Below are 24,948 nucleotides of genomic sequence, written 5' to 3'. Positions count from 1 at the left end.
CAAGCCATGACCGACATTCAAAAACCAGTCACCAGACAATCGTCGAACGTCTTCCGCAGCGCGCTCGCCGCCCTGGCACTTGCCGCAGCGGGCGCCGCCTTCTGGCTGACGCCGGCGGTTTCAGCCGAGGACGCGGTGAAGATCCCGCCGCCGGCAATCGACGAGAAGGCGGCCACCGGCACTGAAAAGGCAATCTTCGCCGGCGGCTGCTTCTGGGGCGTGCAGGGCGTCTTCCAGCACGTCAAGGGCGTCACCAAGGCCGTCTCCGGCTACACCGGCGGCGACAAGCACACCGCCGTCTACGAGACGGTCGGCTCAGGCCGCACCGGGCATGCCGAATCCGTCGAGATCACCTACGATCCATCGAAAATCACCTATGGCCAGCTGCTGCAGGTGTATTTTTCGGTCGCCCACAACCCGACCCAGCTGAATTTCCAGGGTCCGGACTCCGGCACGCAATACCGCTCGACGATCTTCGCCGAAACCGATGCACAGAGGAAGATCGCGCAAAGCTACATCGCCCAGCTCGACCAGGCCAAGGTGTTCCCGGAGCCGATCGTCACCACGCTGGAAACCGGCAAGACCTTCTATCCGGCCGAGAATTACCATCAGGATTTCCTGACGCTGAATCCGACCTATCCCTACATCGTCTACAACGACCTGCCCAAGGTGGCGAACTTGAAGGCACTGTTCCCGACGCTCTACAGCGAAAAGCCCGTGCTGGTGCTGTCGGCGAGCAATTGAGTCGAAGAGGGGGGTGCCTCGCGCCTGCATTGGCAGGTCAATCATAAGTCAAATCCGTCGCCTTGCCGCCGAACACCCGGTAGGCATAGAACGAATAGAAGATGATGACCGGCAGCACGACCACGGTGCCGGCCAGAATGATGGCCAGGCTCTCCGGCGCGGAAGCCGCCTGCCAGATGGTCAGGCGATCCGGCACCACGAACGGGTAGAACGACCAGGCGAGGCCGGCAAAGCCGAGCGCGAAGATGGCGGCCAGCGTCAGGAACGGCATCAACGAATGGCGGTCGTCGGGCTTCGGCAGATGGAAGGTCTGCCGCCACAGCCACAGGAACAAAAGCGCCGACAGGATCGGCAGCGGCGACAGATAAAGCATTTCCGGCCAGACGAACCATTTGTCGAAGATACGCGGGCTGGCGAAGGGCGTCGCCAGCGACACCGCCGCCATGCCGAGCGCGGTTAGCACCAGCGCGGTGCGCAGCCAGCGCACGGCCTTCCTCTGCAACTCGCCTTCAGTCTTGTAGATCACCCAGGCGGCGCCCATCGCCGCATAGGCCGCGGCAAGGCAGAACGCCACCAGCACGCCGAACGCCACGCCGCCGAGGCCGACATCGAGGCCCAGCACATAGACGCCCAGCATATAGCCCTGCGCCAGCGATGCGATGATGGAGCCGAGGAAGAAAATACGGTTCCAGCGGTGCTTGCGCTCGGTCGGCACTTTGGCGCGGAAATCGAAGGCGACGCCGCGCAGGATCAGCCCGAGCAAAAGCACGAAGACCGGAATGTAGAGCGCCGTCAGGATGACGCCATGCGCCAGCGGGAAGGCGACCAGCAGCAGGCCGACGGCCAGCACCAGCCAGGTTTCGTTGGCGTCCCAGAACGGGCCGATCGCGGCAATCATCGTATCCTGTTCGGCGTCTTCAGCGGCGGCGAACAGGATGCCGATGCCGAGATCGAAACCGTCGAGAATGACGTAGATCAGGATGGCGAGGCCCATCAGGCCGGCGAAGATCAAGGGGAGCGCGGTTGGCCAGTCGAAGCTCATTTTCTTCTCCTACTCGCCAGCCGCCGGCTGCGACATGGCGGCGTTCATGACGCCCGGCAGCGGCGATGAATCGCCGTCCTTCGCCGCCTTCAGCGCCAGGTGCACCAGCACGCCGAGATAGGCGATCAGCAACAGCACATAGAGAACGAGGTATATGGCGAGCGTCAGCGCGACATGGCTGCCGGCCACCGGGCCGACCGCGTCGGCGGTTTTCAGCACGCCGGTCACCAGCCAGGGCTGGCGGCCGATTTCGGTGGTGTACCAGCCGGCCAGCGTCGCCAGCCAGCCCGACAGCGCCATCGGCACCATCAGCATGGCCAGCGGCTTAGGCAGGCTGTGCCGGCGCTTGAGGAAGAAGGCCGCCGACCATGAGACGAGCAGCATCAATATGCCCGTGCCGACCATGATGCGGAAACCCCAGAACACCGGAAAGACCGGCGGATGATTGCCGGGATAGTCGTTCAACCCCGGCACCACGCCGCTGGTCGAGTGCCGCAGCACCAGGCTGGCGCCATCGGGAATGGCGATCTCGAATTTGTTCTCCCTGGCTGCCTCGTCGGGCAGCGCGAAGAGCACCAGCGGCACGTTGGGGCCGGTGTTCCAGTTGGCCTCCATGGCGGCGATCTTCTGCGGCTGATGCTCCAGCGTGTTCAGCCCATGCTGGTCGCCGGCGAAGATCTGGATCGGGATCAGGGTCGCCGCCGTGAAGACGCCGGTGCGCAGCGCCTTCCACATCGATTCCGAGCGGTCGCCGGTGAGATAGCGCAGCGCCGACAGGCCAGCGATCAGGAACGACACCGTCAGCCCCGACGCCAGCAGCATGTGGGTCAGCCTGTAAGGCATTGACGGGTTGAAGATGATTGCCCACCAGTCGACCGCATGCGCCACGCCGTCGCGCATCTCGAAGCCGGCCGGCGTCTGCATCCAGGAATTGAGCGCGATGATCCAGAATGCCGAGACGGTGGTGCCGCCGGCGACCAGCACCGTCGCCAGCGTGTGGATGCGGTTGGAGACGCGGCGGAAGCCGAACAGCATGATGCCGAGGAAGGCCGCTTCGAGGAAGAAGGCGGTGAGGATTTCGTAGGCCAGCAGCGGCCCGGCGATGTTGCCGACCTTTTCCATGTAGCCCGGCCAGTTGGTGCCGAACTGGAAGCTCATGGTGACGCCCGAAACCACGCCCATGGCAAAGGACAGCGCGAAAACCTTCACCCAGGTGAAATAGGCGCGCATCCAAGCGGAATCGTTGGTCGCGTTGTAGCGCAGCTTGAAGAACAGCAGCACCCAACCCAGCGCAATGGTGATCGTCGGAAATAGAATATGGAATGAAATATTCGTGCCGAACTGGATACGCGAAAGTATGAGCGGGTCCATGATGGGCTCCGGCTGCTGCAAATACTCGCGAAGGATAGGCCCGAAGCGAGTTCACGTCAAAGCGGCGTCCTGCCGCGAGGCTGAACGCCACAGGACAATTTTGCCGGTTGCGTGCCGCGCAACTCCGGCCTGTGCGCCGCACCTGCAACGGCCGGCCGGCACGATTGTCGAGAACTGTCAGCAGGGCATTGACTTGCGGTTGCAAGCACCGACATTCGTCCTATATCAGGGGACCTCTTTCAAGCAGCCGTTTTCATCCATGCCTTCCATCCTGTCCATTTCCGGGGTCTCCAAGACCTACGCAACCGGTTTCACCGCGCTCAAGGAAGTCAATCTCGACATTCAGCGCGGCGAGATCTTCGCGCTGCTTGGACCCAATGGCGCCGGCAAGACGACGCTGATCTCGATCGTCTGCGGCATCGTCAACCGTTCGTCGGGCACGGTCACCGTCGACGGCCACGACATCAACAAGGATTATCGCGCCGCGCGCGGTCTGATCGGGCTGGTGCCGCAGGAACTGACCATCGACGCCTTCGAGAGCGTCTGGGCGACGGTCAATTACAGCCGTGGCCTGTTCGGCAAGCCGGCCAACCCCGGCTTTGTCGAGAAGGTGCTGCGCGACCTGTCGCTGTGGGACAAGAAGGACGCCAAGGCGATCACCTTGTCGGGCGGCATGAAGCGCCGGCTGATGATCGCCAAGGCGCTGTCGCATGAGCCGCGCATCCTATTCCTCGACGAGCCGACCGCCGGCGTCGACGTCGAGCTGCGCCAGGACATGTGGGCGATGGTGCGCCGGCTGCGCGAGGACGGCGTCACCATCATCCTCACCACGCACTATATCGAGGAAGCCGAGGCGATGGCCGACCGCGTCGGCGTCATCAATCGCGGCGAGATCATCCTGGTCGAGAACAAGGCCGAACTGATGCGCAAGCTCGGCCGCAAGCGGCTGGTGCTGGAACTGCGCAATCCGCTGACGGCCGTTCCCGAGGCGCTCTCGCGCTATGCGCTGGAATTGTCGCCGGATGGCGGGCAGCTGACCTACACCTATGACAATCAGGCCGAGAGGCCCGGCGTCGCCTCGTTGATGCGCGATCTCGAGGCCGGCGGCATCCAGTTCCGCGATATCGACACGCAAAACTCTTCGCTCGAGGAGATCTTCGTCAATCTGGTGAGGAGGGAGCCATGAACCTGCGCGCCGCCATGAACCTTCGCGCAGTATGGGCGATCTACCGGATGGAAATGGCCCGTGCTTTCCGCACCGTGCTGCAGAGCATCGTCTCGCCGGTCATCTCGACGTCGCTGTATTTCGTCGTCTTCGGCTCGGCCATCGGCTCGCGCATCACCGAGATCGACGGCATCAGCTACGGTGCCTTCATCGTGCCGGGTCTGATCATGCTGTCGCTGTTGACGCAGTCGATCTCCAACGCCTCCTTTGCCATCTATTTCCCGAAATTCGTCGGCTCGATCTACGAGCTTCTGTCGGCGCCGGTCTCCTATCTGGAGATCGTCATCGCCTATGTCGGCGGCGCCGCGACCAAGTCGATCATCCTCGGCCTGATCATCCTGGCCACCGCCTCGCTGTTCGTACCGCTGACCATCCTGCATCCGTTCTGGATGCTCGCCTTCCTGGTGCTGACGGCGGTGACCTTTAGCCTGTTCGGCTTCATCATCGGCATCTGGGCGAAGAGTTTCGAGCAGCTGCAGCTGGTGCCGCTGTTGATCATCACGCCGCTGACCTTCCTCGGCGGCAGCTTCTATTCGATCAACATGCTGCCCGAGATCTGGCGCACGGTGACGCTGTTCAATCCGGTCGTCTATTTGATCAGCGGCTTCCGCTGGAGCTTCTACGGCAAGTCCGACGTTTCGGTCGGCGTCAGCCTCGGCATGACGGTCGTCTTCCTGCTGGTCTGCATAAGCATCGTCGCCTGGATCTTCAGGACCGGTTATCGGCTGAGGAATTGAGCGGCGAAAGTACAGGTCTGTTGAGATTCAGGTCAGGCCGAGACGAAAATGGTGGATTCCGAGAACCGGAGCGGAGCGTACTTTTCGTACGTGAGCACCGGAAGCGCAGGAAGCCGCCATTTGCAGGCCGGCATCACCTGAATATCAGCAGACCTAGATCGCCTTGACCAGCCGCAGCAGCCCCAGCATCTCGGCATAGGTCCCCTTGCGGAAGGCGATGTAGACCGGCTCTTCCATACCGTGGAAGCGGCGCTTGAAGGCCGCCTGGCCCTGCAGGTTGAACCTGCGGCGGTTGACCCAGGGCGAAGAATAGGCGCGCTGGAAGGCATTGCGCCAGAAATCGCTTTCGGCAAATCCGCTCGGACCCACATCGACGAGCGGCGACAGGCCGAGCGTGACCACCGAGATGCCCTCTTCGCGAAAACGGTCGACGGCGAATTTGGTCAGGCCGACCTCGGCATGCGGTGAAGCGTCGAGATGCTTGCGCTTGAAGGCGGTGGTGTAGCCGATGACCTTGCCGTCGGCAAACAACGGGTCGAAGTCGAGCAAAGCGACCAGTTCGCCATCGGGACCGTGCAGGACGAAACGGCGCATGTCGGTGCCGAGATGGTCGGCGAAATGGCGGTTGAGAAAGCCCATCTCCCAGCGCTTGACGATGCGGTCGCCGCGCCAGTTTTCCGAAAGCCGGGCGATCTCGTCGAGGTAGATGGTGCGCTTGTCCTCTTCGAACGAAAAGCCTTTCTTCAGCAGCCAGCGCTCGGAGTAGCGCACGGTCTCGTTGCGCTTCCCGGAAAAATCATGCTCGGGCAGGGCGAGGCGGGTGTCGATGCCGAGGCGATTGACCTTGTAGCCAAGGCCGGCCAGCACGCGTGCGGTGTCCTCGCCCACCTGCACGAACCATGGGCTGCCGGCGGTCTCGACGAAGCGCTTGATGTAATCGGCCCGACGCGCCGGAGCCGCCACCGGGTCGCCGAGCGCGAAATGGTGCTTCATCTTGGTACCGAAGGCGATGTAGCCGTCGGCGTCGCCGAAATAGGAAAGCTTGCCTTGCACGGCGGTGGAATAGGCGAGCGAGAAGTCGCCATAGCGGCGCACCAGTGCCAGGCGTTCGACATGGGTCAGCGCCTGCCGCTCGACCTCGGGCGCGGCAGCCTCAAGGATCTTGTCGAAATGGAACCGCAAGGAGGGCATGGTCGAGATTCCGCGTGCCGCCTACAGCGCCGGCCGTCCAGGACGCGCCAAGGTGCTGTAACACTTTGATTCTGCGCATGACTCGAAAATCGGACTCGATTTCGGACATGCGCGTGGGGGATAACCGAGACCCGCCAGCCACCCAAGGCCTCGAATCAATCACATTGCCGCGACCTGATTACCGTTGATATCGCGCATATGCCATATAGAGCGCAACCGCGGCCCGGCGTGTGGCTCTAAATCGCATCGCTCGAAATTCGGCCGCGGTTTGCTGCAGGGATCCTGCGCGCGATCAAACGGTTACAGCGTCCTGCGAGCCTTGCGGCGGGACGTCCAATGGGATTCGAGTGAATGACGGATACGACAATCAGATCGGTTGCGGATCTGCCGGCCATGGTCGAGCCGGCAATCGTCGTCGGCGCCGGTGCTGCTGGGCTGGCCGCCGCGCATGCCTTGATGAACGCCGGCGTGCCGACGGCGATCCTGGAAAAGGAAAGCCGGCTGGCCGAGCCCTGGCACCGGCGCCACCAGCAATTGCATCTCAACACCCATCGCGATCTTTCTTCGCTGCCTGGTCTCGCCTTTCCCCCTGGCACGCCCGCCTTTCCGCAAAGGATGGTCGTCATCCGCCACATGAACGATTTCCAGAAGGAGAACCGGCTGCCGGTGCAGTTTGGCGTCGCGGTCGAAGAGATCACCTTCAAGGGCGATCACTGGGCATTGCGCACCAGCGCCGGACTGCGCTTCGCCCGCAATGTCGTCATCGCCACCGGCCGCGACAGGCAGCCATTCACCCCCGAATGGAAAGGCATGAAGGATTTCGTCGGGCGCATCATCCATTCGGCGGATTTCGGTGACGCGCAAGCCTATGCGGGCCAAAGAGTGCTGGTCGTCGGCGCCGGCAATTCGGGTTTCGACGCGCTCAATCATCTGGCCGGCATAGACACGGCCGCCATCTGGCTGTCGGCCCGCAGCGGCCCCGCTTTGCTGCCCAAGCGGATTGCCAAGATCGCCGTGCATAGGCTTTCGCCGCTCATGGCGCGCCTGCCTTTGCGGATCGCCGATGCCGTGATGGCGGCAACGCAGCGGCTGGTTTTCGGCGACCTGACCAAATTCGGCCTGCCGCCCGCGCCTGCGGGCGGCGCCAGCCGCCTGACCTCGGACTATACCGCGATCGCCGCCGATGACGGCGCCGTCGGCGCCATCAAGGCCGGCAAGATCACCGTCGTGCCGGGCATACGGGAATTCACCCGCGATGGCGTGATCCTGGCCAATGGCAGCCTGATCTATCCCGACATCGTCATTGCCGCGACAGGCTACCGCACCGGGCTGGAGCCCATGGTCGGCAAGCTCGGCGTGCTCGACGCCAAGGGCGTTCCGCTCTTCAACGGTGGCCAAGCCGATCCAAAATTGCCCGGTCTGTGGTTCACCGGCATGCGGCCAAGCATTCGCGGCTGCTTCGCCAATGCCGGCATCCTGGCCAAGGCGATCGCCAAACGAATTGCAAGGTCGGCCCCGCACCAATCCAGCGCATCACGCTGATTTCGGTTCCAGCCGCCGGAAACCGACGGCTTCCATCAGCATGTCTTCTTCCACCATGCCGGCATTGTGCAGGGCGAGCAGGTTAAGCGCGATTTCCCGCGCGTCGGCGGAATCGGGATGTGCCTCGCGCCGCCGGCAGGCCTCGTCGAACACGCGCTGCAGCTTGGCGATATCGGCTGGCTTGAGCAAGCCACGGTCATAGACAGACTTCGACATGGCGATCTCCTGATAAAGACCTAGAGCGCCACGTTTAAATTGCCAATCTTTCCCAAGGCTTGACCGACTTCCCCCGTCGCCTCGTCATCCTGGGGCGGAGCCAAGGAGCGAAGCGACGCGGCGCAGACCTCTGGAGCTGCTCCGCAGCCCAAGGGATACATGCCGCGGCTTCAAGGCGCAGCAGCGGCGCAAATTCTGCTCCGCTGCTGCCCATGCGAGTGGGCAATCAGACCGCGATCTTGCCGCCGCCCTGTCTGGTGATGGCGACCACCGACGGCCGCACCGGCATGTCGGGCTTGAAGTCGGGCCAGCGCGTCGACAGGTCCTCATAGTAAGAGGGGCGCCCGAACGCTTCCCAGTCCTCTCCGCCGTCGCCCGGATGCTGGACGGCGACGAAGGCGGTCTGGTCGTCGGGCGCAAACAGCGGACCGCACATCTCGGCGCCGATCGGCACGCGGAAGAACAGTTTCGAGGTCGCCCGCGCCGCCCCCTCGGTGTCCACTGCCCACAGGCCATCGGTGCGGCCGGTGGCTTTCGGCCCCTGTCCGTCGGTCGCGACCCAGAGACGCCCGGCCGAATCGACCGCGCAATTGTCGGGCATGCCGAACCAGCCATTGGCCGTCGTTGCTGTCGAGAAGGTGGCGCCGACATCGGCGACCGCCGGATCGCCGCATTTCAGCAGCACTTCCCACTTGCCCTTGGCGGCGGTGAAATCGCCGCCGTCCTCGGCGATTTCGATGATGTGGCCGAAGGCGTTTTCGGCGCGCGGGTTGGCAGCGTCGACCTGGTCGGCCTTGCGCTTCGAATTGTTGGTCAGCATGACATAGACCTTGCCGTTGACGCCATTGGGCTGGACGTCTTCCGGGCGGTCCATCTTGGTGGCGCCGAGCAGGTCGGCGGCGCGGCGCGTCTCGATCAGCACGTCGGCCTGGCTGGCAAAACCGTTTTCAGCCGTCAGCGGCCCCTGGCCGAAGACGATCGGCAGCCATTCGACCGTGCCGTCTTCGGCGAACTTGGCGACATGCAGCGTGCCATCGTCGAGCAGGTCCTTGTTGGCGGCACGATCGTTCGGATTGAACGCGGCCCTGGTCACGAACTTGTAGACATAGTCGAAGCGCTCGTCGTCACCGAGATAGAAGACGACGCGGCCGTCCTTGGCGACGATCGATTCGGCGCCCTCATGCTTGAAGCGGCCCATGGCGGTGCGCTTCCTCGGCGTCGAGGTCGGGTCGTTGACATCGACCTCGACGATCCAGCCGAAGCGGTTGGCTTCGTTGGGTTCCTTGGCGAGGTCGAAACGCTCGTAATGCGCCGCCCATTCATAGGCGCCTTCGGGAATGCCGAGACGCTTGTAGTTCGCGGCTTCCTTGTGGCCTTCCGGCAGCTCGCCGGAAAAATAGCCATGGATGTTCTCCTCGGCCATCACATAGGTGCCCCAGGGCGTGACGCCGCCGGCGCAATTGTTGAACGTGCCGAACACCTTGGTGCCGGACGGATCGGCATTGGTCTTGACGCGGTCATGGCCGGCAACCGGGCCGGACAGCGTCATTTCGGTGTTGGAGGTGATGCGGCGGTTGAGCTTGCCGTCGCGCACCACCTGCCATTTGCCACCGTCCTTGCGGATCTCGACGATGGTGCCGCCATGGGCGGCCATCTCGACATCGACCTGCTCCTTCGAGAGGGGTGCGACTTCGGCCGACTTCTTGCCGTCCTTTTCGACGATCTTCACGATGCCCGGGAACATCAGATGCGGATTGGTGTATTCGTGGTTGACCACCAGCAGGCCATGTTCGGCCGAGCCGTCGATCGGGATGTAGCCGACATAGTCATTGTTGTAGCCGAACTGTTTCGCCTGGGCCTCGGCCGACTGTTTCGTCGGGTCGAAGTCGGGCGAATCGGCAAACAACGGATCGCCCCAGCGCAGCAGGACATCGGCATCGTAACCCGACGCGACATGGTGCTTGTCGTCGATGCCGGCCTCGAGTTCGTCGAACGCGAAGGCCGAGCCTCCCGCTGCCCTGGCCTCGTCGGCGCTGATCAGCGCCAGCGGGCTGACGGTGGCGGCGATGGCCGAGACGGCCAGCGAGCCCTTGAGGAAGCCGCGGCGCGAGAACCGCGCGGCGATGATCTCGCCCATGGTGCGGTTGTCGGAGGCGTTGATGGCCGGGCCGTCGTTTTCCTCGAGCAGGCTGGTGCGGAATCGGGTGTCGGGGGAGCGAAGGTCAGTCATCGTGGCTTGCCTCTGGCTGTCGGGTGGCTGGAGCGTGGGGTACCTGTTGACCCCCTTATAATCGCCGGGTCACATTTTCGTGACATCGGGAGACCTTTCAGACGCGACAGGCATTGCGCGCAGCGCTGGCTCAGCATTCCCGAAGGCCGTGAGCTGCTCCGGAATCGTCTTTTCGAGAGGAAGGAGACCTTCGGCGGCATGTTTCGCGCGCATCTTACAACGGCGCATGACGTCAGTCGTTGCCAACGGATCAACGGACAAAGCCGGCTCGACAAGTCACCTCCGCCGCCCCCGGCGGAGGTGACTTGATGTTCGGCGTCTGCCGTCGTCAGGCGTCGGGAAAGCGAGTCTCCCGTTTAGCGATGGCGGTCGCGGCGCCGTTCATGCAAAGCTAATGTAGCATAGGCTTGGGACTTTAGTCCAATCTTGCGCTTGCAAAGGTCCTAGTTGACAACCGCAACGGTCGGAGGTCGCTTCCGGGCGCCGCGTCTTTCGGCAATGTTGTTGCACTGCAACGTTGGGGTGGGGCGCGCCGGGCTCAGTCGTCGGAGATCAAAATGCACAGATCGGTCACGACCCGTTGTTGCCGGCTGGCGCTCAAATCGGCAGCGGCGCTGGCGTTGACGATTGCTCCCTACCAAATTGTCCTGGACGGCTCCGTTTCCGGCATCCAGACCGCCAGCGCATACGCCGGCAAAGGTGGCGGCGGCAACGGTGGTGGTGGGGGCGGAGGCAACAGTGGGGGCGGCAACGGCGGCAATTCCGGCGGCGGCAATAGCGGCAACGGCAATGGGAATGGCAACAGCGGCAACAGCGGCAAATCAGGATCCAATCAGGGTAAGAGCGGGAGCCATGTCAATGCAAAGACCGGTGACAAGGTCGACGTGACCGGCAACAAGATCACGGTCCGGCACCCCGACGGCATAACGGAAAAGCTCGAGAACGGTCGTTTCAGCATGAAGGACGCGCTCGGTCGCACGATCATCGACCGCCAGGCTACCCCGGCCGATGCCAATCGTCTCAAGGCCTTGTGAAGCTGGCCAACAGGCAACGGTCAGCTTTGCACGTCACCTCCGCCGCCCCCCGGCGGAGGTGACCTCGTTTTTGGCCAGCGTCCCGGTTTTCGGCACCGCAATGGCTGCAGTCCCGAGGCGCGACGTGCTTTTGCGCAATCCGGGACGGGAAACCGCTGCGCATTTCTCCGTACCTGGCCTGGAGCAATTCTAGGAAAAGTGTGAAGCGGTTTTCCGTCTAGAATCGCGTCAAAACAAAGAATTAGAGCAGCTCGCCGTTTCCGTGAAACGGTGAAATGCTCTAAGAAGGCCTGTCGCGGTCGCGCAACTCACGCATCATCAAGGCCGCTTCGGTGCGGTTTCGCACATTGAGCTTCGACAGCACCCCGGTCATGTGATGCTTGACGGTCTTCTCCTGCAGCTCAAGCCGCAAGGCGACTTCCTTGTTGCTCAGCCCCTCCGCCACCAGCCGCAGGATTTCCGTCTGCCGATCGGTGAGCTGCCGCAGCCGTTCCGCAATGCCGTCGGTCGGCTGCTGGGACTGGAGATCCGAAAGCAGCCGGGCCGACAGCGTCGGCGACAGATAGCTTTCGCCGGCTGCAACATTGCGCAGGATGTCGGCGAGCCCGCGCGACCCGACGCCTTTGAGGACATAGCCATTCACCCCTGCGTTCAGCGCCTTTGTCACATCGGCATTGGCCTCCGAAACGGTCAGCATGACGATCTTCTGGGCGGGATGGCTGGCGAGGATGCTTGCGACCGCGGTCAGCCCGCCGCCCGGCATGGAGATATCGAGCAGCAAGATGTCGGGCCGCACCGTCGTGGCGAGGCGTTCGGCATCCTGCGCCGTGGCGCCCTCGCCAACCATCTCGAAGCCCCCGATCTCCGACAGGCTGCGCGTCACACCTTCGCGAAAGAGGGGATGATCGTCGACAATGGCGATGCGGATGGTACCAGTCATGCTTGCTCCTCGACCGACAGACGGATCACCAAACGCGTACCTTGCGGCCCGGTCAAGGTTTCGAACTGTCCGCCAATGCTTTCGACCCGCTCCCTGAGGCCGGCGAGGCCGAGACCCTCGACCCGTGCCGCCGGATCGAAACCCGGCCCGCCGTCCGACACTTCGACAAAAAGCCTGCCACCTTTCATCCCGGCGCTCACCGCCTGATCCTTGCCTAGCCCGTGGCGATAGGCGTTGTTCAGCCCTTCCTGAACGAAACGATAGATGCTGATCTTCTCGGAAGCGCCGGGTTCCGGCAACTGTCCGGCCAGCGTCAGCGTCACCGACGTTCCCGTCCTCTGCTCGTGTTCCTTGACGGCCAGCCGCAGAATGTCGTTTGCGGCAGCCGTCTCGATCTGCGGAAGGACAAGGCCGGTGCAGATGCCGCGTATTTCGCGCATCGCATCCTCCAGTGTCTTGCGGATCATCGCGACCTCGGTCGAACGGCTTACGCCCGAATGGCCATCGCTGGAAAATATCGGGCTGTCCATGCGCAGCGCCGCCAGGGCCACGAGTTGGGCCGGGCCGTCATGGAGGTCGGCGCCGATGCGGCGCAGATATCTTTCGTTGAGCGCGGTGGCGCGGCGAGAGGCCCGTTGCACGCGCAGTCGCAAGGCACTGTTTTGCGCCACCAAATCCTGCAGCTCCGACACCTGGCGGCGTAGCGCCCCACGCTGGTCGTCGATGGTGCGGCTGCCGCGCAGGACGATGCCCGACAGGAGCAGGAATGCCGCCAGGGTCGCGCCGGCCACGATCAGCCAGCTCGACCACAGAGCGGACGCCAGGGTGGCCTGGAAATCGTCGGCGATCTCATAGAACTCGGTGACCGCCACCACCTCGCCCGACCAGGGCTCGCGCACGGGATTGTAGATCTCCAGCAAGGGCAAGCGGGTAGCCTTCTCCTCGCGTTCATCATCATCGAATGTATTGAATTCAGCGACGACGTTGCCTTCGAAGGCGGAACGCAGATTGTCGCTCGGACCGAAGCGGCGGCCGATCAGGGCCGTCTCCTTGGCGTAGAGAACCGTCCCGTCGCGGCGCCAGAGCACGAACGATTCGAGGCGCTTGCCAAGCGCGCCCTGGCCAAGCGTCTCGTCCAGCGCCTGCTTGACGGACTCGCTGAGCTCCTGCTCCTTGCGCAAGTCGGGAAGCAGCGGCGCAATCACGCTGTCGACATAGAGCGCCGTCGTGGCGGCCGAATTGCGGATGACGCCGTCCCGGATCTGCGCCGTCACCCAGGTGCCCACCACCAACATGACAGCCAGCAGGCCAAAGCCGCCGGCAATGACGAATTGCAGGGCAAGGGAAAGCTCGCTCCAGCGCCGCACCAGGTTTTGAAAACTGCGAATCATGAGCCCCTGACCGCCCTTCGAACCGACAGATTGGGCGATGGTAGTACTTTGAGCTTCCGGCTTGCCATTGCCAAGAGCTTCGTTTGGTCAAGGTCGCTTGACGTCCCGGCGCGCTTGGGAAACAACGTCCGCGACACACGCGGCGGGAGCCGCTTCGAGAGGGGACGGAGCGTTGAGTTTTTCAGGATTGCTGCAGCTCGGCTTTTCGACGGTCATTTTCCTGCTGGCGGCGACAGCCGCCAAGCAATGGGGCCTGGCGCCGAGCCTTGGCAAGATCGCGCTGACGCTGGCACTCTATTCGCTGGGCAATCTGATCATGCTGCGGCTGATCCGCGAATTCGGCATGTCGGTGTCGTTCAGCCTTTCCGCCGTCATCCAGCTGGTCTCGGTGAACGTCGTGGCACTGGTCTTCTTCGGCGAGCGCGTCAATGCGCTGCAGGCGACCGGGATCATGCTGGCGATCGCAGCGGTGGCGCTGATCACGCTCGGACCCTATCTGCAAGGCCGGCTGTAACGGGCGAATTGCCGATGAAGAACGCCGCGAACGCTTTGCTCAACCGGGTTGAATTCCCGGTGCTGCTGGCCGGCCTGGTCATCGCCGCCGGCCTGTGGGGATTCGAGGAGCTGATGGAGATGGCGCGCGCCACCACGCCGCACGCCTTCGATACCGAAATCCTGCTCGCCTTCCGCCAGGCGGGCCGCCCCGACAGCCCGGTCGGCCCGCTGTGGCTGCAAGGGGCGATGCGCGACATCACCAGCCTCGGCAGCGGCAGCGTGCTGGTGCTGATCGTGACGGCGGTCATCGTGTATCTCCTGCTTATCCGCAGGCCGGCGACCGCCCTTTTCATCTTCGTGGCGGTGGCCGGCGGTCAGGTGCTGTCGAGCCTGCTGAAAGCCGGCATCGACCGGCCGCGCCCCGAACTCGTCTCGCATCTCGTCAACGAAACGACGCTGTCTTTTCCGAGCGGCCACGCCATGCTGTCGGCGGTGACCTATCTGACGCTCGGCGCGCTGGCGGCACGCTTCCTGCCCGGTCGAACGACGAAGATCTATGTGCTGTCGCTGGCGGTGCTGACGACGCTGCTGGTTGGCATCAGCCGCATCTATCTTGGCGTCCACTGGCCATCGGACGTGCTTGCCGGCTGGTGCGCGGGCTTCGTCTGGGCGATGCTTTGCTGGCTCGCTGCCCGGGCGTGGCAGCGATGGCGTGGGCAGCACCCGGACGGCGAGACTGGAGACTAGATCAGCCGGTTGATCAGCCCGGGAAAGTATCTGAAAAAATGGTCAGTCAATGCGCCGCGCCTTACGTCCAGACGTTCATACTAATGCTTGAAACATCACAATGATGGTATTATACCTCATTTCTGCAGACTCAGACGGGGATTCCGGCCGATGATCACTGCCGCGCAGATGCGTGCCGCAAGGGCGCTGGCCGGCATCGATCAGAAGACGCTCGCCGAGCGCGCCGGCGTTTCGCTTCCGACCATCCAGCGCATGGAGGCGAGCGATGGCGTGGTCAGGGGCGTGGTCGACACGCTGATGAAGGTCATCCAGGCTCTCGACGAGGCCGGGGTGGAGCTGATCGGCGAGAACCAGACCAGCGAGCGCGGCGGCCGGGGCGTGCGCCTCAAGCCTGCCGTGCCGCGGGGTCCCAAGGCTGAGCCGGCATAAAGTCGCGACGGCGACCGCCGACAGCCCTGCCGACGATCCCGCCGCCTTTCAGGGTGCGAAAGGCAGTCCATGGATCAGACGCAGCGGGCAGTGCATGAACCGGCCCACAGGTCGATAAAGCCGACATTTTCCGAATTGTTCACACCGAAGCTGGTGACGGTCTGGCGCGAGGGCTACACGTTCGCCGACTTCAAGGCGGACGCCATTGCCGGGCTGACGGTCGCCATCGTCGCGCTGCCCTTGTCGATGGCGATCGCGATCGCTTCGGGGGTCGCTCCCGAGCGCGGCCTCTACACCTCGATCGTCGGCGGCTTCATCATTTCTGCGCTCGGCGGCAGCCGCTTCCAGATCGGCGGTCCGGCCGGCGCCTTCATTGTGCTGGTGGCAGCGACGGTTGCCCGCGTCGGCATCGATGGGCTGCTTTTGGCAACGATGATGGCAGGGGTCTTCCTGCTCGCCATCGGCTATCTTCGTCTCGGCACCTACATCAAATTCATTCCCTATCCGGTGACGGTCGGCTTCACCGCCGGCATCGCCGTCATCATCTTTTCAGGACAGATCGTCGAACTGTTCGGGCTGAAGCTTGCCGGCAAGGAGCCGGGACCGCTGGTGCCGAAGCTGATCGCGGTCGCCGAGGCGGCCGGCACCATCAACCCGGCGGCGACCTTGGTGGCGGTGTTGACCATCGTCACCATCGCCGGCCTGAAACGCTGGCGGCCGACATCGCCCGCAATGCTCATCGCCATCGGGCTGGCATCGCTGGTCGTGGCGCTTCTCTCGCTGCCCGCCGAGACGATCGGCACCCGCTTTGGCGGCATCCAGCGCAGCCTGCAAATGCCCGCTCTGCCACCGGTCAGCCTGGACAGGATGATTGACGTGCTGCCGGATGCCATCGCCTTCGCCTTGCTGGGCGCCATCGAATCGCTGCTGTCGGCGGTGGTCGCCGATGGAATGACGGGCCGACGGCATCGTTCCAACTGCGAACTGGTGGCGCAAGGCTTCGCCAACATCGCGTCCGCCCTGTTCGGCGGCATCTGCGCCACAGGCACCATCGCCCGCACGGCGACCAATGTGCGGGCCGGCGCCCACGGACCGGTTTCGGGCATCGTCCACTCAGCCATCCTGCTCGCTTTGATGCTGGTGGCGGCGCCGCTCGCCAGCTACATCCCGCTCGCCGCCCTTGCCGGCGTGCTGGCGGTCGTGTGCTGGAACATGTTCGAGAAACAGGCCTTCGCCACCTTGCTGCGTGCCTCACGCGGCGACGCGCTGGTGCTGATGGCGACCTTCCTGCTCGTCATCTTCCGCGATCTCACTGAAGGCATCGTCGTCGGCTTCGTGCTGGGGTCGATCCTGTTCATCGACCGCATGGCCAAATCGATTGCGGTCGAGGCCGATCAGCCGCTGGTGCAGGAGGATGTCGCCGACAGCACCAACGCCTACGATGCCAGCGAGGCGACCGACGCCGACACCGTGGTCTACCGCATCTCCGGCGCTTTCTTCTTCGGCGCCGCGTCGACCGTCGGCACCGTGCTCGACCGCATCGCCGACCAGCGCAAAAACTTCATCCTCGATTGCTCGGCCGTACCGTTCTTCGATTCGACGGCGGCCAACGTCATCGAGGGCGCCGCCCACAAGGCGAAACGCGCCGGCGTCCGCTTCATCATATCAGGTGCCGCGCCGCAGATCCGGCGTATGCTGATCAACCACGGCGTCAAGCGCCCGCTGGTGACCTATGCCGCCTCGATCAAGGATGCGCGGGCGCAGCTGAAAGGGAAGCTGGAGGCAGAGTAGAAATCGGGATTTGCCGGTCGGCGGGCCACACAGGTGTCCGCCGGTTGAACGCAAACGTTTTGGCCCTGGGTTGACTCACGCACGGCGCGACGTGAACGGCCGCTTTGCGCCCTCGTTTCCGCCATTCAGACTATCGTTGCAGCTTCCCGAAAGCTGACGGTCTGCTAAGCCAGCACTAAGGCCTCGAATGGGGTGGTAGCAGGTTACGCCGCCGGTCAGCCCGCTGCCCAACGATAATAGTCGCGTTGATGTCAATGCGAGCCCCAAATATCATGCAAGTACTCCTGGGCTATCCGCCCGGGTGGTCGTGCCACCGTGCGCGGCGATGAACATGGCGACGGCCGACCGGCAATAGGATTCGATTTCGTTGTCGTCCTCTGCTCTCGCCTCATCGAAGCGTGCGATAATCAGGAGATCGGATCCTTTGATAAGCGCGGCAAACAGGCGGGCGGACCGGAGAGGATCGGTCACGTTCAGAACCGCCTTCGCGTGCAACTGACGCAACAGGGCCTCGATTTGGGCGATGACATGGGCGGGGCCGGCTTCGTAATGGAGCTTGCTTAACGACTTTTGATTCGTCTTGTCGGCCATGATCATGGCTTCGACACTGCGGACGTCCGGGTTCAACAGCGTGCGAAGCAGGGATGATCCCACCACCATGAGCTGATCTTCGGCCGAACCGTCGACGCCTTCAAAAAGGGCCTGTGGTGCAAACTGATGGCAGCGGGCCGCGATGGCCGCGCTGAACAGCGCCTCCTTGTTCTCGAAGTGCCGATAGATGCTGAGCTTGGATATCTTCGCTCTCTGGGCGACCTTGTCCAATGTCGTCGCATGAAAACCCAATTCCTCAAAGAGTTCGCACGCGGCGTCGACTATCGTTTGGCCAAGCGCCTCATTGGCGGGCCGGCCGCGCCGGCCCTGGCTGTTTTCGGTCACGACAATTCCAGTCCTTGACAGTATCATAATTCTTGAATTACGATACCACGCAGTGTCAAAAATGTGCAAGCCAGGCCAAGCCATCCCTCATCCACACACGGAGCCCATCACCATGGATGACGTCATCATCATCGGCGGCAGCTTTGCCGGTCTCGCCGCCGCCCTGCAGCTCGGACGTGCCCGCCGCAAGGTCACCGTTCTCGATACCGGCCTGCCGCGCAACCGCTTCGCCGGCCACTCGCATGGTCTGCTCGGCCACGATCACAAGCCACCGCTGGACATCCTGGCCGAAGCGCGGAAGCAACTGGCGCGTTATCCCACGATCAGGCTGGTCAATGGCCGGGCCGACAGCATCTCCGGCACCATCGACGATTTCTCGGTCCTCACTGGCGATGGCGAACGCCTTGGGGCGCGCCGCCTGATCCTGAGTTATGGCGTCGCCGACCAGATGCCGGATGTTCCGGGCTTTGCCGAAAGCTGGGGCACATCCATTGTGCCCTGCCCCTATTGCGATGGCTTTGAAGTCGCCGACCAGCATTGGGGCGTCGTCTGGTCCGGCCCGCCGTCGCACAATTATGTCAGGCTGTACCACGACTGGACCGAAACATTGACGGTCTTCGCCGATGGTCACGACATTTCACCCGATGTTCGGGCCGATCTGGCGCGCCGCAACATACCTGTCGTTGATGGCCGGATCGCCGAAATCGCCCATCACCGGGGCCATATCACCACCGTTAATCTCGAGAGCGGCCGCAATGCCGCGGTCGACATCCTGTTCGCGCATCCGCGCAACAAGCCGTCCGCAAGCCTGCATGAATTAGTGGGCCTCGCCACGGTCAATACGCCCCTCGGCATCGCCATCAAGGTCGATGAGCGCCGCGAAACCAGCACAGCCGGCATCTATGCTGCCGGCGATCTTGCGAACCCGGCCATGGCCTCGGTCACCACGGCAATATCGCAAGGCGCGACGGCGGGTATCTCCGCCCAGCAGTCGATGCTGGTTTGAGAACACAGATTCCCCTCTCCCGCACCGGCCTCCCTACGTCGTCGCCACCGTCGGCTGCCCGACAATACCAGCCAGTCTGCTGCCGGCCCCAATTGAGCCGTGGGTACGCCCGCAACCCGATGTCCGCTTTCGATGCCTCTCCACTAGAAGCTGACGGACTGCTACCGGCCCAAAGGCGACATCAAAATATCTGCTCGGCAATGTCCGCTATTGGCGCTTGGCGGGCCGATCCGGGCGACGTCGTTTACTAGCCACAATAAGAGTTCGAGTTGGCGATCCTCGCCGATGAACGACAGTCCATCGGCTGTTGGCGAACGTCTCGGAGATCGGCCCCTGAGGCACCGATCATGGCTCTCAGTCGAGCTTCAGCGCAGCCACTTCGCCTTCGTTCATCAACGGCACATAGAGGATCGACTTGCCGTCGGTACCGATGTCGGCGCTGCCCGGTTTGAAGTGCGCCAACGCTTCCGGCGCGCCGCCGGCTTGATAGCGGTAGAGCGTGCCGGTCATGTAGGCGGTGGCGTAGATGGTGTCGCCGATGGCGATGACGCCATCGAGATCGGCGAATTTCTGCGCGCCCGGCAAGGGCGAAACCACCTTGCTGGCGATGTCGACCGACAGCAGCCCACCCGGCTCCGCCGTGCTGAAGTCGGACTTGATGTCCTTGCCCCAGGAGGCGACGATCAGCCTGTCGCCATCGGCGAAGACGCCGTTGGGCGAAGCCAGCATCGCATCCCTAGCGAACAGTTCTGGTTGTTCGCCGTCGATGCGATAGATCGTGTCGGCCAGCATGTCCGTGACATAGACGTTGCCTGATTGGTCCGATGTCATGTCGTTCAGGAAAACAGCGTTCGGCACCGTGATGCTGGCGACGAGCTTGCCGCTGGCGAGGTCGACGACGCGAACCTTGGTGATGTCGGCGACATAGAGCTTGCCGCCCGCTATCGCCATACCCTTGGGCGCGTCCATGCCGTCGGTCCAGTGCCGGGTGACCGTCCTGCCGTCCACGGACAGCACGCTGAGATAGCCGTTGCCGTCGGCGTCGCCGGGATTGCCGACGATATTGGAAACGATAAGGCGATTGTTGGCTGCGTCGAACAGTGCCGATTCCGGTTGTTCGAGGCCGGTGGCGCGCCAGAGTTCTCCAGCCTCGGCGGCAGGCGCGGCTGCGATGCCGATGACGGCGAGAAAGGCTGATGTGACGAGGGTGTTCATGGCTGCTCTCCTGTGATGACGGCGGAGAGCTATGATTTTCGATACTTTCCGGAAAGGCCGATAACCGCTAGTATCGAAAGTCGATACGAAACCCACGGCAAGAGGTGCATTCCATGAACGGCCTTATCTTCGACGCGTTGAAGCGGACGCTGAAGGCGAAGGGCGTCACCTATCGCGAGCTTGCCGAACGCATGGGGGTTTCCGAGCCGACGGTGAAGCGCATCTTCCACGAGCGCAACTGCAAGCTCGACCGGCTGGTGGAGATCTGCGCTGCCGCCGGTGTCGAGCTGGAGAACGTGCTCGGCTCGATGAACCGGGGGCCAGGGCCGGTCAACCACATCGCGCCGGAGATCGAACGCAGGCTCGCCGGCCGGCCGGCACTGCTGTTCATTTTCGTCATGCTGTCGGAAAAATTCACGCCCGAGGGCATCATGCGCTCGCAAGGCCTGAGCGAAGCCTCGATGTTCCTCTATCTGCGCGATCTCGAGGAGCTCGGCCTGATCGCGCTCGGCCGCGGGCTCACGGCGAGATTGCTTGTCGAGACGCCGATCCAGTGGAATTTCGAAGGGCCGCTGCGGCCGCTGTTCGAGATGACCAACAAGAACTTCATCGGCTGGGCGATCACCCATATCGACAAGGAAGCGACCTTCGTCAGCTTTAGCAGGCGGATGCGGCCGGAGACGGCGGAGATGGTGCGACGCGAGGCGCAGGACCTCGCCGATCGCGCCAAACTGCTGGCCCATCACGACCAGCACACGACGCCGGAAGACGGGCTGGTCGGCTACAAATGGACGTTTGCCTTTGGCGCGACGCCATTCCCGGCGATCATGCCGATCGGGCCGCACGCGCGAGATGCCGGTGCGAGAGCAACCGACCCGGCCGCCAAGACACGGCGGCCGCTGCCGGCCTGATCGGCCAATCGTCTCAGCATGATTGCATCTGGCGGCTGAGCTTGCCGCGCACGGCCCTGGCGGTGCCGATGGCCACCATTTTCGCCGCTGTCTTGCCGCCTGGGCCTGCCATGCGGCCGGCGATGCCGACCGCGCCATTGACCGCGCCCATCATCTTCATCTGCCCGGCCGTCTCGTTCATGCTGGCCCTGCAGTCCTGCATTTTCCTGGTCGCCTCGACTGCAGCCAGGGCCTCGCCAAGGCCCTCCGGCGAGTCCGGGCCGGCCGCCAGCTCCGCCAATTGCGCATGCTGCTCTGGCGTGATCGGCGGGCTGGCGGCCGTCTGGCTGCAGCTGGACGCCAGCAGGCAGATAAGCATCGCGATCGGGCTGCCCCGCCTGACACGTGCCGTGGTTGGAAAAATGCCGCGATGTTCGGCCTCGAGGCTCCCGCTCGGAGTTGCTTTTCCCGCCACCCGTTTCCTGTTGCCCAACATCCTATCGCCCCATCGCCGGGCCGAGGATGAGGCTGCGGATTTTTGGCGTCAGCGGCCTGACGACATCGGCGAAGGGGCCGCCCTCGGCCCGCAAAGCCATCAACCCTTCGACCTCTTCGTTGATGGCGTCGATGGTCTCTGTCTTCTGCGCGTCGGTCAGCTCCTTCATGCCGGATATGGCATTCCTGAGCTTGGCGAAAATGGCATCGAGTTCTGCGACCGGCATCGTCGCCAGGAACCCGCGCATGGTCTCGCCAAGCGCGATCTTCCAGCTGTCGGCGGTGAAACCGGCTGTGTCGATCAAGCCCTTGTCCGCGGCATCGCGCTCGTACCAGTCGGCGGCGATCTCCTCGTCATAGGCGAACTGACCGAATTCGGGTTGCAAGGCCTCGATCAGGCCGACGACCGCCGACGCATCCCGCGCTGTCAGCGCCAAGGCCTGCGGGCTGTCGAAGATCATGCCGGCAAGTGCGAGCGCGCCGGCCAGCCGGCGCATGGCTGCGAAACGCCGCTCAGCCATAACAATCCTCCGCAATGCCGGCCCGGGCACTGCTCGTCGCCTGGGACTGCAGAACCGAGCCGCCGATCGAGGCGGCCTGGCCGGCAATGACCCCACCATTGCCAGCCAGACCGCCAAGACCCCCCGCCATCGACAGGACACCGCCGAGCAGAGCCGCATTGGTCTGCGCCTTCGCCGCCTTCTTGGCGGCATCGGCGCAGGCCGTTTCCGTCGTCGGTTCGTTCTGGGCCTTCTTGCTGCCGGCCGCGCTCGCGATCGATGCCGGGTTGTTGTCGGCCTGGCCCGTTTGGCAGCCCGCCAGGGCAAGGGTCAGGGCCAGGAAAATGATCCTTTTCATGGTGCTGCTCATCATCGGGCAGCGCGCGGCGGCAGCTTGGCCTCGCGATGATCGGTCACCGCGTTGCCCAAGGCGATCGACAGCAGATAGACGCGCGGATTGAAGCCCGCCGCGGCCAGTGCCGACAGCGTCTTGAACAATTGCAAATGAAACATCGTGCCCCCTTGGATTGCCGCCAATGCGGTTCCGGTTTTGGAATCGCGCCGCAAACTAGGGGCATCGAAGGGGGTCAGCTTGGACAGAACGGCACTGAAAGCGGCCAAAACGGCCCGGGATTGACGTTTTGCAGGCCGCGGCGCATATGACCGCGCTCTTGGGCATGGGGGTGTCGATGACTGCGACGATGGGGCCGTCAGCTTCGTTCAGGCTGGCGACGGAGATGTTTCCGGAGCGGGATCGCGTCGAGATTACGCGCGAGGTTTACGGCCGCACCGTTCTGAGGGTGGACCTCGATCCGCTGGCGCCGGCGCAGATCGACATGCGGGTGCGCGCGTTGCCGGGCCTCGGCATCGCCACCGGCAGCTCATCGGAATTCCGGGTGCATCATACGTCGTCGCTGATCGACAACGACGACTTCGTTCTTCTGGCGGCCCTCGACGGGGGCAGTGTGATGAAGCATCGCGGCCGCGAGGAGGCGGTCGGCAACGGCCAGGCGCTCATGATGAGCGGTGAAGAGGTTGGCCTCAACCTGATCGGCGCCGGCGGGTTCCGCTTCGTCAATCTCAGTTTTTCGCGCAAGCAGCTTTCGCCTCTGATCGGCGATCCGGCCGCGGTCCTTATGCGGCCCTTGCCGACCCAGAGCGGGGCGATGCGGCTGTTGCTCGACTATATCAGCTCGATCCAGGAGGTCGGAGACGAGTTGACCGCGGAGGCCTGCCACCTTGCGGCGACGCATGTCTTCGACCTTGCCGCACTCGCCATGGGCGCGACCAGGGATGCGGCCCAGATCGCACGCGGCCGTGGCGTCAGCGTTGCCCGCTTGCGCGCCATCAAGGCCGATATCGTCGCGCATGGTGGCCATGTCGACCTGTCGGCGCAGGACGTCGCCGCCCGCCACGGACTGTCGGCCCGCTACGTCCGCAAGCTGTTCGAGAGCGATGGCACATCCTTGATTGATTTCATGATGAACCAGCGGCTGGCGCGCGCCCATCGCATGCTCGGCGATCCACGCCATGCCGGACGCAGCATCACCGCGATCGCCTACGAGGCCGGCTTCAACGACCTTTCCTATTTCAACCGGGCGTTCCGTCGCCGTTATGACGCTACTCCCTCGGACGTGCGCGCTGCGGCTTGCAAGCACTGACGCCAAAGCGCCGCCGGCCGGCGCTCCCGTGCACGCGGCTGGACTCATTTGATCGCGTTTATTCGGCGGCCTTCGCCCCGGGATCGGCAACCTTGTCATCCCAGGTCACCGCCCGGTAGTCGAAACCATATTCCAGCGTCGGCTTGACGATGCGGAAATAGGGCGACAGGTCGAAATCGCGCGGCGTGTAGAGCGAGTGGTGGCGGATGTGCAGGATCTCCTTGCGCGAGTAATTCGACTGCGCCGAGGCGCGGCCGGGCGCACGGGTGATCTCGGGCAGGATCGGATAGCGGATCTGGCCATAGGCCTCGGCGATCAGCGTAGAGCAGATCGCCCGTGTCGGGTCGCCGGAGCCGAAGGCCAGCATGCGGCGCCGCCAGCGCACCGGCACCGGCGGTGTCGGGAAGAAAAAACGCAGCATGTCGAAAATGTTCTTGAGGTCGTATTTCAGGCCGAGCCTGCCGATCATGAACGCGACGACCTTGTCGCGATCCTCCGGCGCCAGCCCGCTCGCCCGGCAGATGCGGGTGTTGTAGGTGCGGTAGCGCGACAATGGCACGGCGACGCAGCCTTCGCCGATCGTGACCTCGATCAGCCGCGGCCGCTCCGAGCCGTCTTGCGGCTCTGGCAAGGCGTCGCCGACATGGAAGGCCGCATGCGACCAGGTCGACTGGGTCAGGTATTTGATCGCCGCCGAGATCTTCTGGTTGCCCTCGATCAGCAGGATGTCGCCGGGCTCAAGCGTGCGGCGCAGCGTTTCGGCATCGGACGGGGTGTAGGGCTCGTAGCCGGACGATTCTTCCTGCAGCCGGCCGGCAAGCCAGCGGCCAAGTCGATCCAGAAGCGTGTCGCCGGGCTCGGTCATGCTCCATGGCGATTAGCATGGGCGGGTAATGAGGGCTAGCGCACGGGTGGAGCGACAGGGTTGCTGATAGGGCGCAGGCCCTCATCCGGCGCGCTTCGCGGCCACCGTCTCCCCGCTGAAGGCAGAGGAATGAAGCCGGTGAACGCGCGCTTTTCCTCTCCCCGTCGATCGGGGAGAGCGACTATCTGGGGTGTCAAGTTGCAATTACGAACTCGTTGCGCGCATCGCGTGCTTTTGCATTGAGGATGACCAGGA

26 protein-coding genes are annotated in these 24,948 nt (G+C 63.7%); 12 read left to right on the top strand and 14 right to left on the bottom strand.

Annotation, left to right across the window (positions count from 1 at the left end):
* The first annotated feature begins 6 nt into the window (after positions 1-6).
* Positions 7-744: a peptide-methionine (S)-S-oxide reductase MsrA gene (gene msrA / locus NKH95_RS27680; RefSeq protein WP_352893860.1), complete on the top strand. Its 738-nt coding sequence runs from the start codon at positions 7-9 to the stop codon at positions 742-744.
* Between the two features lie 37 nt (positions 745-781).
* Here the strand turns inward: msrA and NKH95_RS27675 are convergent, their stop codons facing one another.
* Positions 782-1,786: a cytochrome d ubiquinol oxidase subunit II gene (locus tag NKH95_RS27675; protein ID WP_128305637.1), complete on the bottom strand. Its 1,005-nt coding sequence runs from the start codon at positions 1,784-1,786 to the stop codon at positions 782-784.
* 9 nt (positions 1,787-1,795) lie between these two features.
* Complete coding sequence (locus NKH95_RS27670) at positions 1,796-3,157, bottom strand: cytochrome ubiquinol oxidase subunit I (RefSeq protein ID WP_352554369.1); 1,362 nt, start codon at positions 3,155-3,157, stop codon at positions 1,796-1,798.
* A 259-nt stretch (positions 3,158-3,416) separates the two neighbouring features.
* On the opposite strand from NKH95_RS27670, the gene NKH95_RS27665 reads away from it, so the two are divergent.
* On the top strand, positions 3,417-4,343 hold the full coding sequence (locus NKH95_RS27665) for an ABC transporter ATP-binding protein (RefSeq protein WP_023813461.1): 927 nt from the start codon (positions 3,417-3,419) through the stop codon (positions 4,341-4,343).
* Between the two features lie 14 nt (positions 4,344-4,357).
* Complete coding sequence (locus tag NKH95_RS27660) at positions 4,358-5,119, top strand: ABC transporter permease (protein ID WP_128305642.1); 762 nt, start codon at positions 4,358-4,360, stop codon at positions 5,117-5,119.
* Between the two features lie 153 nt (positions 5,120-5,272).
* Here the strand turns inward: NKH95_RS27660 and NKH95_RS27655 are convergent, their stop codons facing one another.
* On the bottom strand, positions 5,273-6,310 hold the full coding sequence (locus NKH95_RS27655) for a phosphatidylglycerol lysyltransferase domain-containing protein (protein WP_352893857.1): 1,038 nt from the start codon (positions 6,308-6,310) through the stop codon (positions 5,273-5,275).
* A 351-nt stretch (positions 6,311-6,661) separates the two neighbouring features.
* Between NKH95_RS27655 and NKH95_RS27650 the strand changes: the two genes are divergently transcribed.
* Positions 6,662-7,852: a flavin-containing monooxygenase gene (locus NKH95_RS27650; RefSeq protein WP_023813465.1), complete on the top strand. Its 1,191-nt coding sequence runs from the start codon at positions 6,662-6,664 to the stop codon at positions 7,850-7,852.
* On the opposite strand, the gene NKH95_RS27645 is transcribed toward NKH95_RS27650, so the two are convergent.
* Positions 7,844-8,068 carry a hypothetical protein gene (locus tag NKH95_RS27645; RefSeq protein WP_013528677.1) on the bottom strand — a complete coding sequence of 75 codons (225 nt, stop codon included), beginning with the start codon at positions 8,066-8,068 and terminating at the stop codon, positions 7,844-7,846. The two genes, NKH95_RS27650 and NKH95_RS27645, sit on opposite strands and share 9 nt — an antisense overlap.
* Before the next feature lie 226 nt (positions 8,069-8,294).
* Complete coding sequence (locus NKH95_RS27640) at positions 8,295-10,298, bottom strand: PhoX family protein (protein WP_352893856.1); 2,004 nt, start codon at positions 10,296-10,298, stop codon at positions 8,295-8,297.
* 557 nt (positions 10,299-10,855) lie between these two features.
* On the opposite strand from NKH95_RS27640, the gene NKH95_RS27635 reads away from it, so the two are divergent.
* On the top strand, positions 10,856-11,332 hold the full coding sequence (locus NKH95_RS27635) for a hypothetical protein (protein WP_352893855.1): 477 nt from the start codon (positions 10,856-10,858) through the stop codon (positions 11,330-11,332).
* 280 nt (positions 11,333-11,612) lie between these two features.
* On the opposite strand, the gene NKH95_RS27630 is transcribed toward NKH95_RS27635, so the two are convergent.
* The gene (locus NKH95_RS27630; protein WP_023813468.1) at positions 11,613-12,272 is read right to left on the bottom strand and encodes a response regulator; all 660 of its coding nucleotides are present in this window, start codon (positions 12,270-12,272) and stop codon (positions 11,613-11,615) included.
* The gene (locus NKH95_RS27625; RefSeq protein WP_128305315.1) at positions 12,269-13,663 is read right to left on the bottom strand and encodes a sensor histidine kinase; all 1,395 of its coding nucleotides are present in this window, start codon (positions 13,661-13,663) and stop codon (positions 12,269-12,271) included. The genes NKH95_RS27630 and NKH95_RS27625 overlap by 4 nt, the downstream gene beginning before the upstream one ends.
* Positions 13,664-13,835: 172 nt before the next feature.
* Between NKH95_RS27625 and NKH95_RS27620 the strand changes: the two genes are divergently transcribed.
* The 4 genes from NKH95_RS27620 to NKH95_RS27605 all read left to right on the top strand — a co-directional run bounded on the left by NKH95_RS27620 (position 13,836) and on the right by NKH95_RS27605 (position 17,125).
* A complete protein-coding gene (locus tag NKH95_RS27620; protein ID WP_013528672.1) occupies positions 13,836-14,177 on the top strand; it encodes a hypothetical protein in 342 nt (113 codons plus the stop codon).
* Positions 14,178-14,191: 14 nt separating this feature from the next.
* Positions 14,192-14,905 carry a phosphatase PAP2 family protein gene (locus NKH95_RS27615; RefSeq protein ID WP_128305314.1) on the top strand — a complete coding sequence of 238 codons (714 nt, stop codon included), beginning with the start codon at positions 14,192-14,194 and terminating at the stop codon, positions 14,903-14,905.
* 150 nt (positions 14,906-15,055) lie between these two features.
* Positions 15,056-15,334, top strand: coding sequence for a helix-turn-helix domain-containing protein (locus NKH95_RS27610; RefSeq protein ID WP_023813472.1), 279 nt, complete (start codon positions 15,056-15,058; stop codon positions 15,332-15,334).
* A gap of 69 nt (positions 15,335-15,403) precedes the next feature.
* A complete protein-coding gene (locus NKH95_RS27605; protein ID WP_352893853.1) occupies positions 15,404-17,125 on the top strand; it encodes a SulP family inorganic anion transporter in 1,722 nt (573 codons plus the stop codon).
* 270 nt (positions 17,126-17,395) lie between these two features.
* Here the strand turns inward: NKH95_RS27605 and NKH95_RS27600 are convergent, their stop codons facing one another.
* The gene (locus tag NKH95_RS27600; RefSeq protein ID WP_502895366.1) at positions 17,396-18,067 is read right to left on the bottom strand and encodes a TetR/AcrR family transcriptional regulator; all 672 of its coding nucleotides are present in this window, start codon (positions 18,065-18,067) and stop codon (positions 17,396-17,398) included.
* A 106-nt stretch (positions 18,068-18,173) separates the two neighbouring features.
* On the opposite strand from NKH95_RS27600, the gene NKH95_RS27595 reads away from it, so the two are divergent.
* Positions 18,174-19,067, top strand: a complete 894-nt coding sequence (locus tag NKH95_RS27595) for an NAD(P)/FAD-dependent oxidoreductase (protein WP_352893852.1) — start codon at positions 18,174-18,176, stop codon at positions 19,065-19,067.
* Between the two features lie 354 nt (positions 19,068-19,421).
* Here NKH95_RS27595 and NKH95_RS27590 read toward each other — a convergent pair whose 3' ends face one another.
* Entirely contained in the window at positions 19,422-20,282 is an 861-nt protein-coding gene (locus NKH95_RS27590) for an SMP-30/gluconolactonase/LRE family protein (protein WP_352893850.1), read from the bottom strand.
* A 113-nt stretch (positions 20,283-20,395) separates the two neighbouring features.
* Here NKH95_RS27590 and NKH95_RS27585 point away from each other — a divergent pair, with 113 nt between their 5' ends.
* Positions 20,396-21,193, top strand: a complete 798-nt coding sequence (locus NKH95_RS27585) for a helix-turn-helix domain-containing protein (protein WP_128305308.1) — start codon at positions 20,396-20,398, stop codon at positions 21,191-21,193.
* Between the two features lie 13 nt (positions 21,194-21,206).
* On the opposite strand, the gene NKH95_RS27580 is transcribed toward NKH95_RS27585, so the two are convergent.
* From NKH95_RS27580 to NKH95_RS27565, 4 genes are read right to left on the bottom strand one after another with little or no spacing between them, the layout of a single operon-like run.
* Complete coding sequence (locus NKH95_RS27580) at positions 21,207-21,647, bottom strand: hypothetical protein (protein ID WP_164893054.1); 441 nt, start codon at positions 21,645-21,647, stop codon at positions 21,207-21,209.
* A gap of 22 nt (positions 21,648-21,669) precedes the next feature.
* Positions 21,670-22,188: a hypothetical protein gene (locus NKH95_RS27575; protein ID WP_023813479.1), complete on the bottom strand. Its 519-nt coding sequence runs from the start codon at positions 22,186-22,188 to the stop codon at positions 21,670-21,672.
* Positions 22,181-22,525: a hypothetical protein gene (locus NKH95_RS27570; RefSeq protein ID WP_128305307.1), complete on the bottom strand. Its 345-nt coding sequence runs from the start codon at positions 22,523-22,525 to the stop codon at positions 22,181-22,183. Before NKH95_RS27570 ends, NKH95_RS27575 begins: the two co-directional genes overlap by 8 nt.
* Before the next feature lie 11 nt (positions 22,526-22,536).
* A complete protein-coding gene (locus NKH95_RS27565; protein WP_023813481.1) occupies positions 22,537-22,680 on the bottom strand; it encodes a hypothetical protein in 144 nt (47 codons plus the stop codon).
* A 146-nt stretch (positions 22,681-22,826) separates the two neighbouring features.
* Here NKH95_RS27565 and NKH95_RS27560 point away from each other — a divergent pair, with 146 nt between their 5' ends.
* Entirely contained in the window at positions 22,827-23,828 is a 1,002-nt protein-coding gene (locus tag NKH95_RS27560; protein ID WP_245486339.1) for a helix-turn-helix transcriptional regulator, read from the top strand.
* A 58-nt stretch (positions 23,829-23,886) separates the two neighbouring features.
* Here NKH95_RS27560 and NKH95_RS27555 read toward each other — a convergent pair whose 3' ends face one another.
* The gene (locus tag NKH95_RS27555) at positions 23,887-24,693 is read right to left on the bottom strand and encodes a C40 family peptidase (RefSeq protein ID WP_352628847.1); all 807 of its coding nucleotides are present in this window, start codon (positions 24,691-24,693) and stop codon (positions 23,887-23,889) included.
* Positions 24,694-24,948: the final 255 nt, after the last annotated feature.

Source organism: Mesorhizobium sp. M0848 (assembly GCF_040319805.1).
GTDB lineage: Bacteria > Pseudomonadota > Alphaproteobacteria > Rhizobiales > Rhizobiaceae > Mesorhizobium.
Note: the sequence above shows the minus strand (reverse complement) of the source record. Positions and strands in the feature narration are given on the sequence as shown.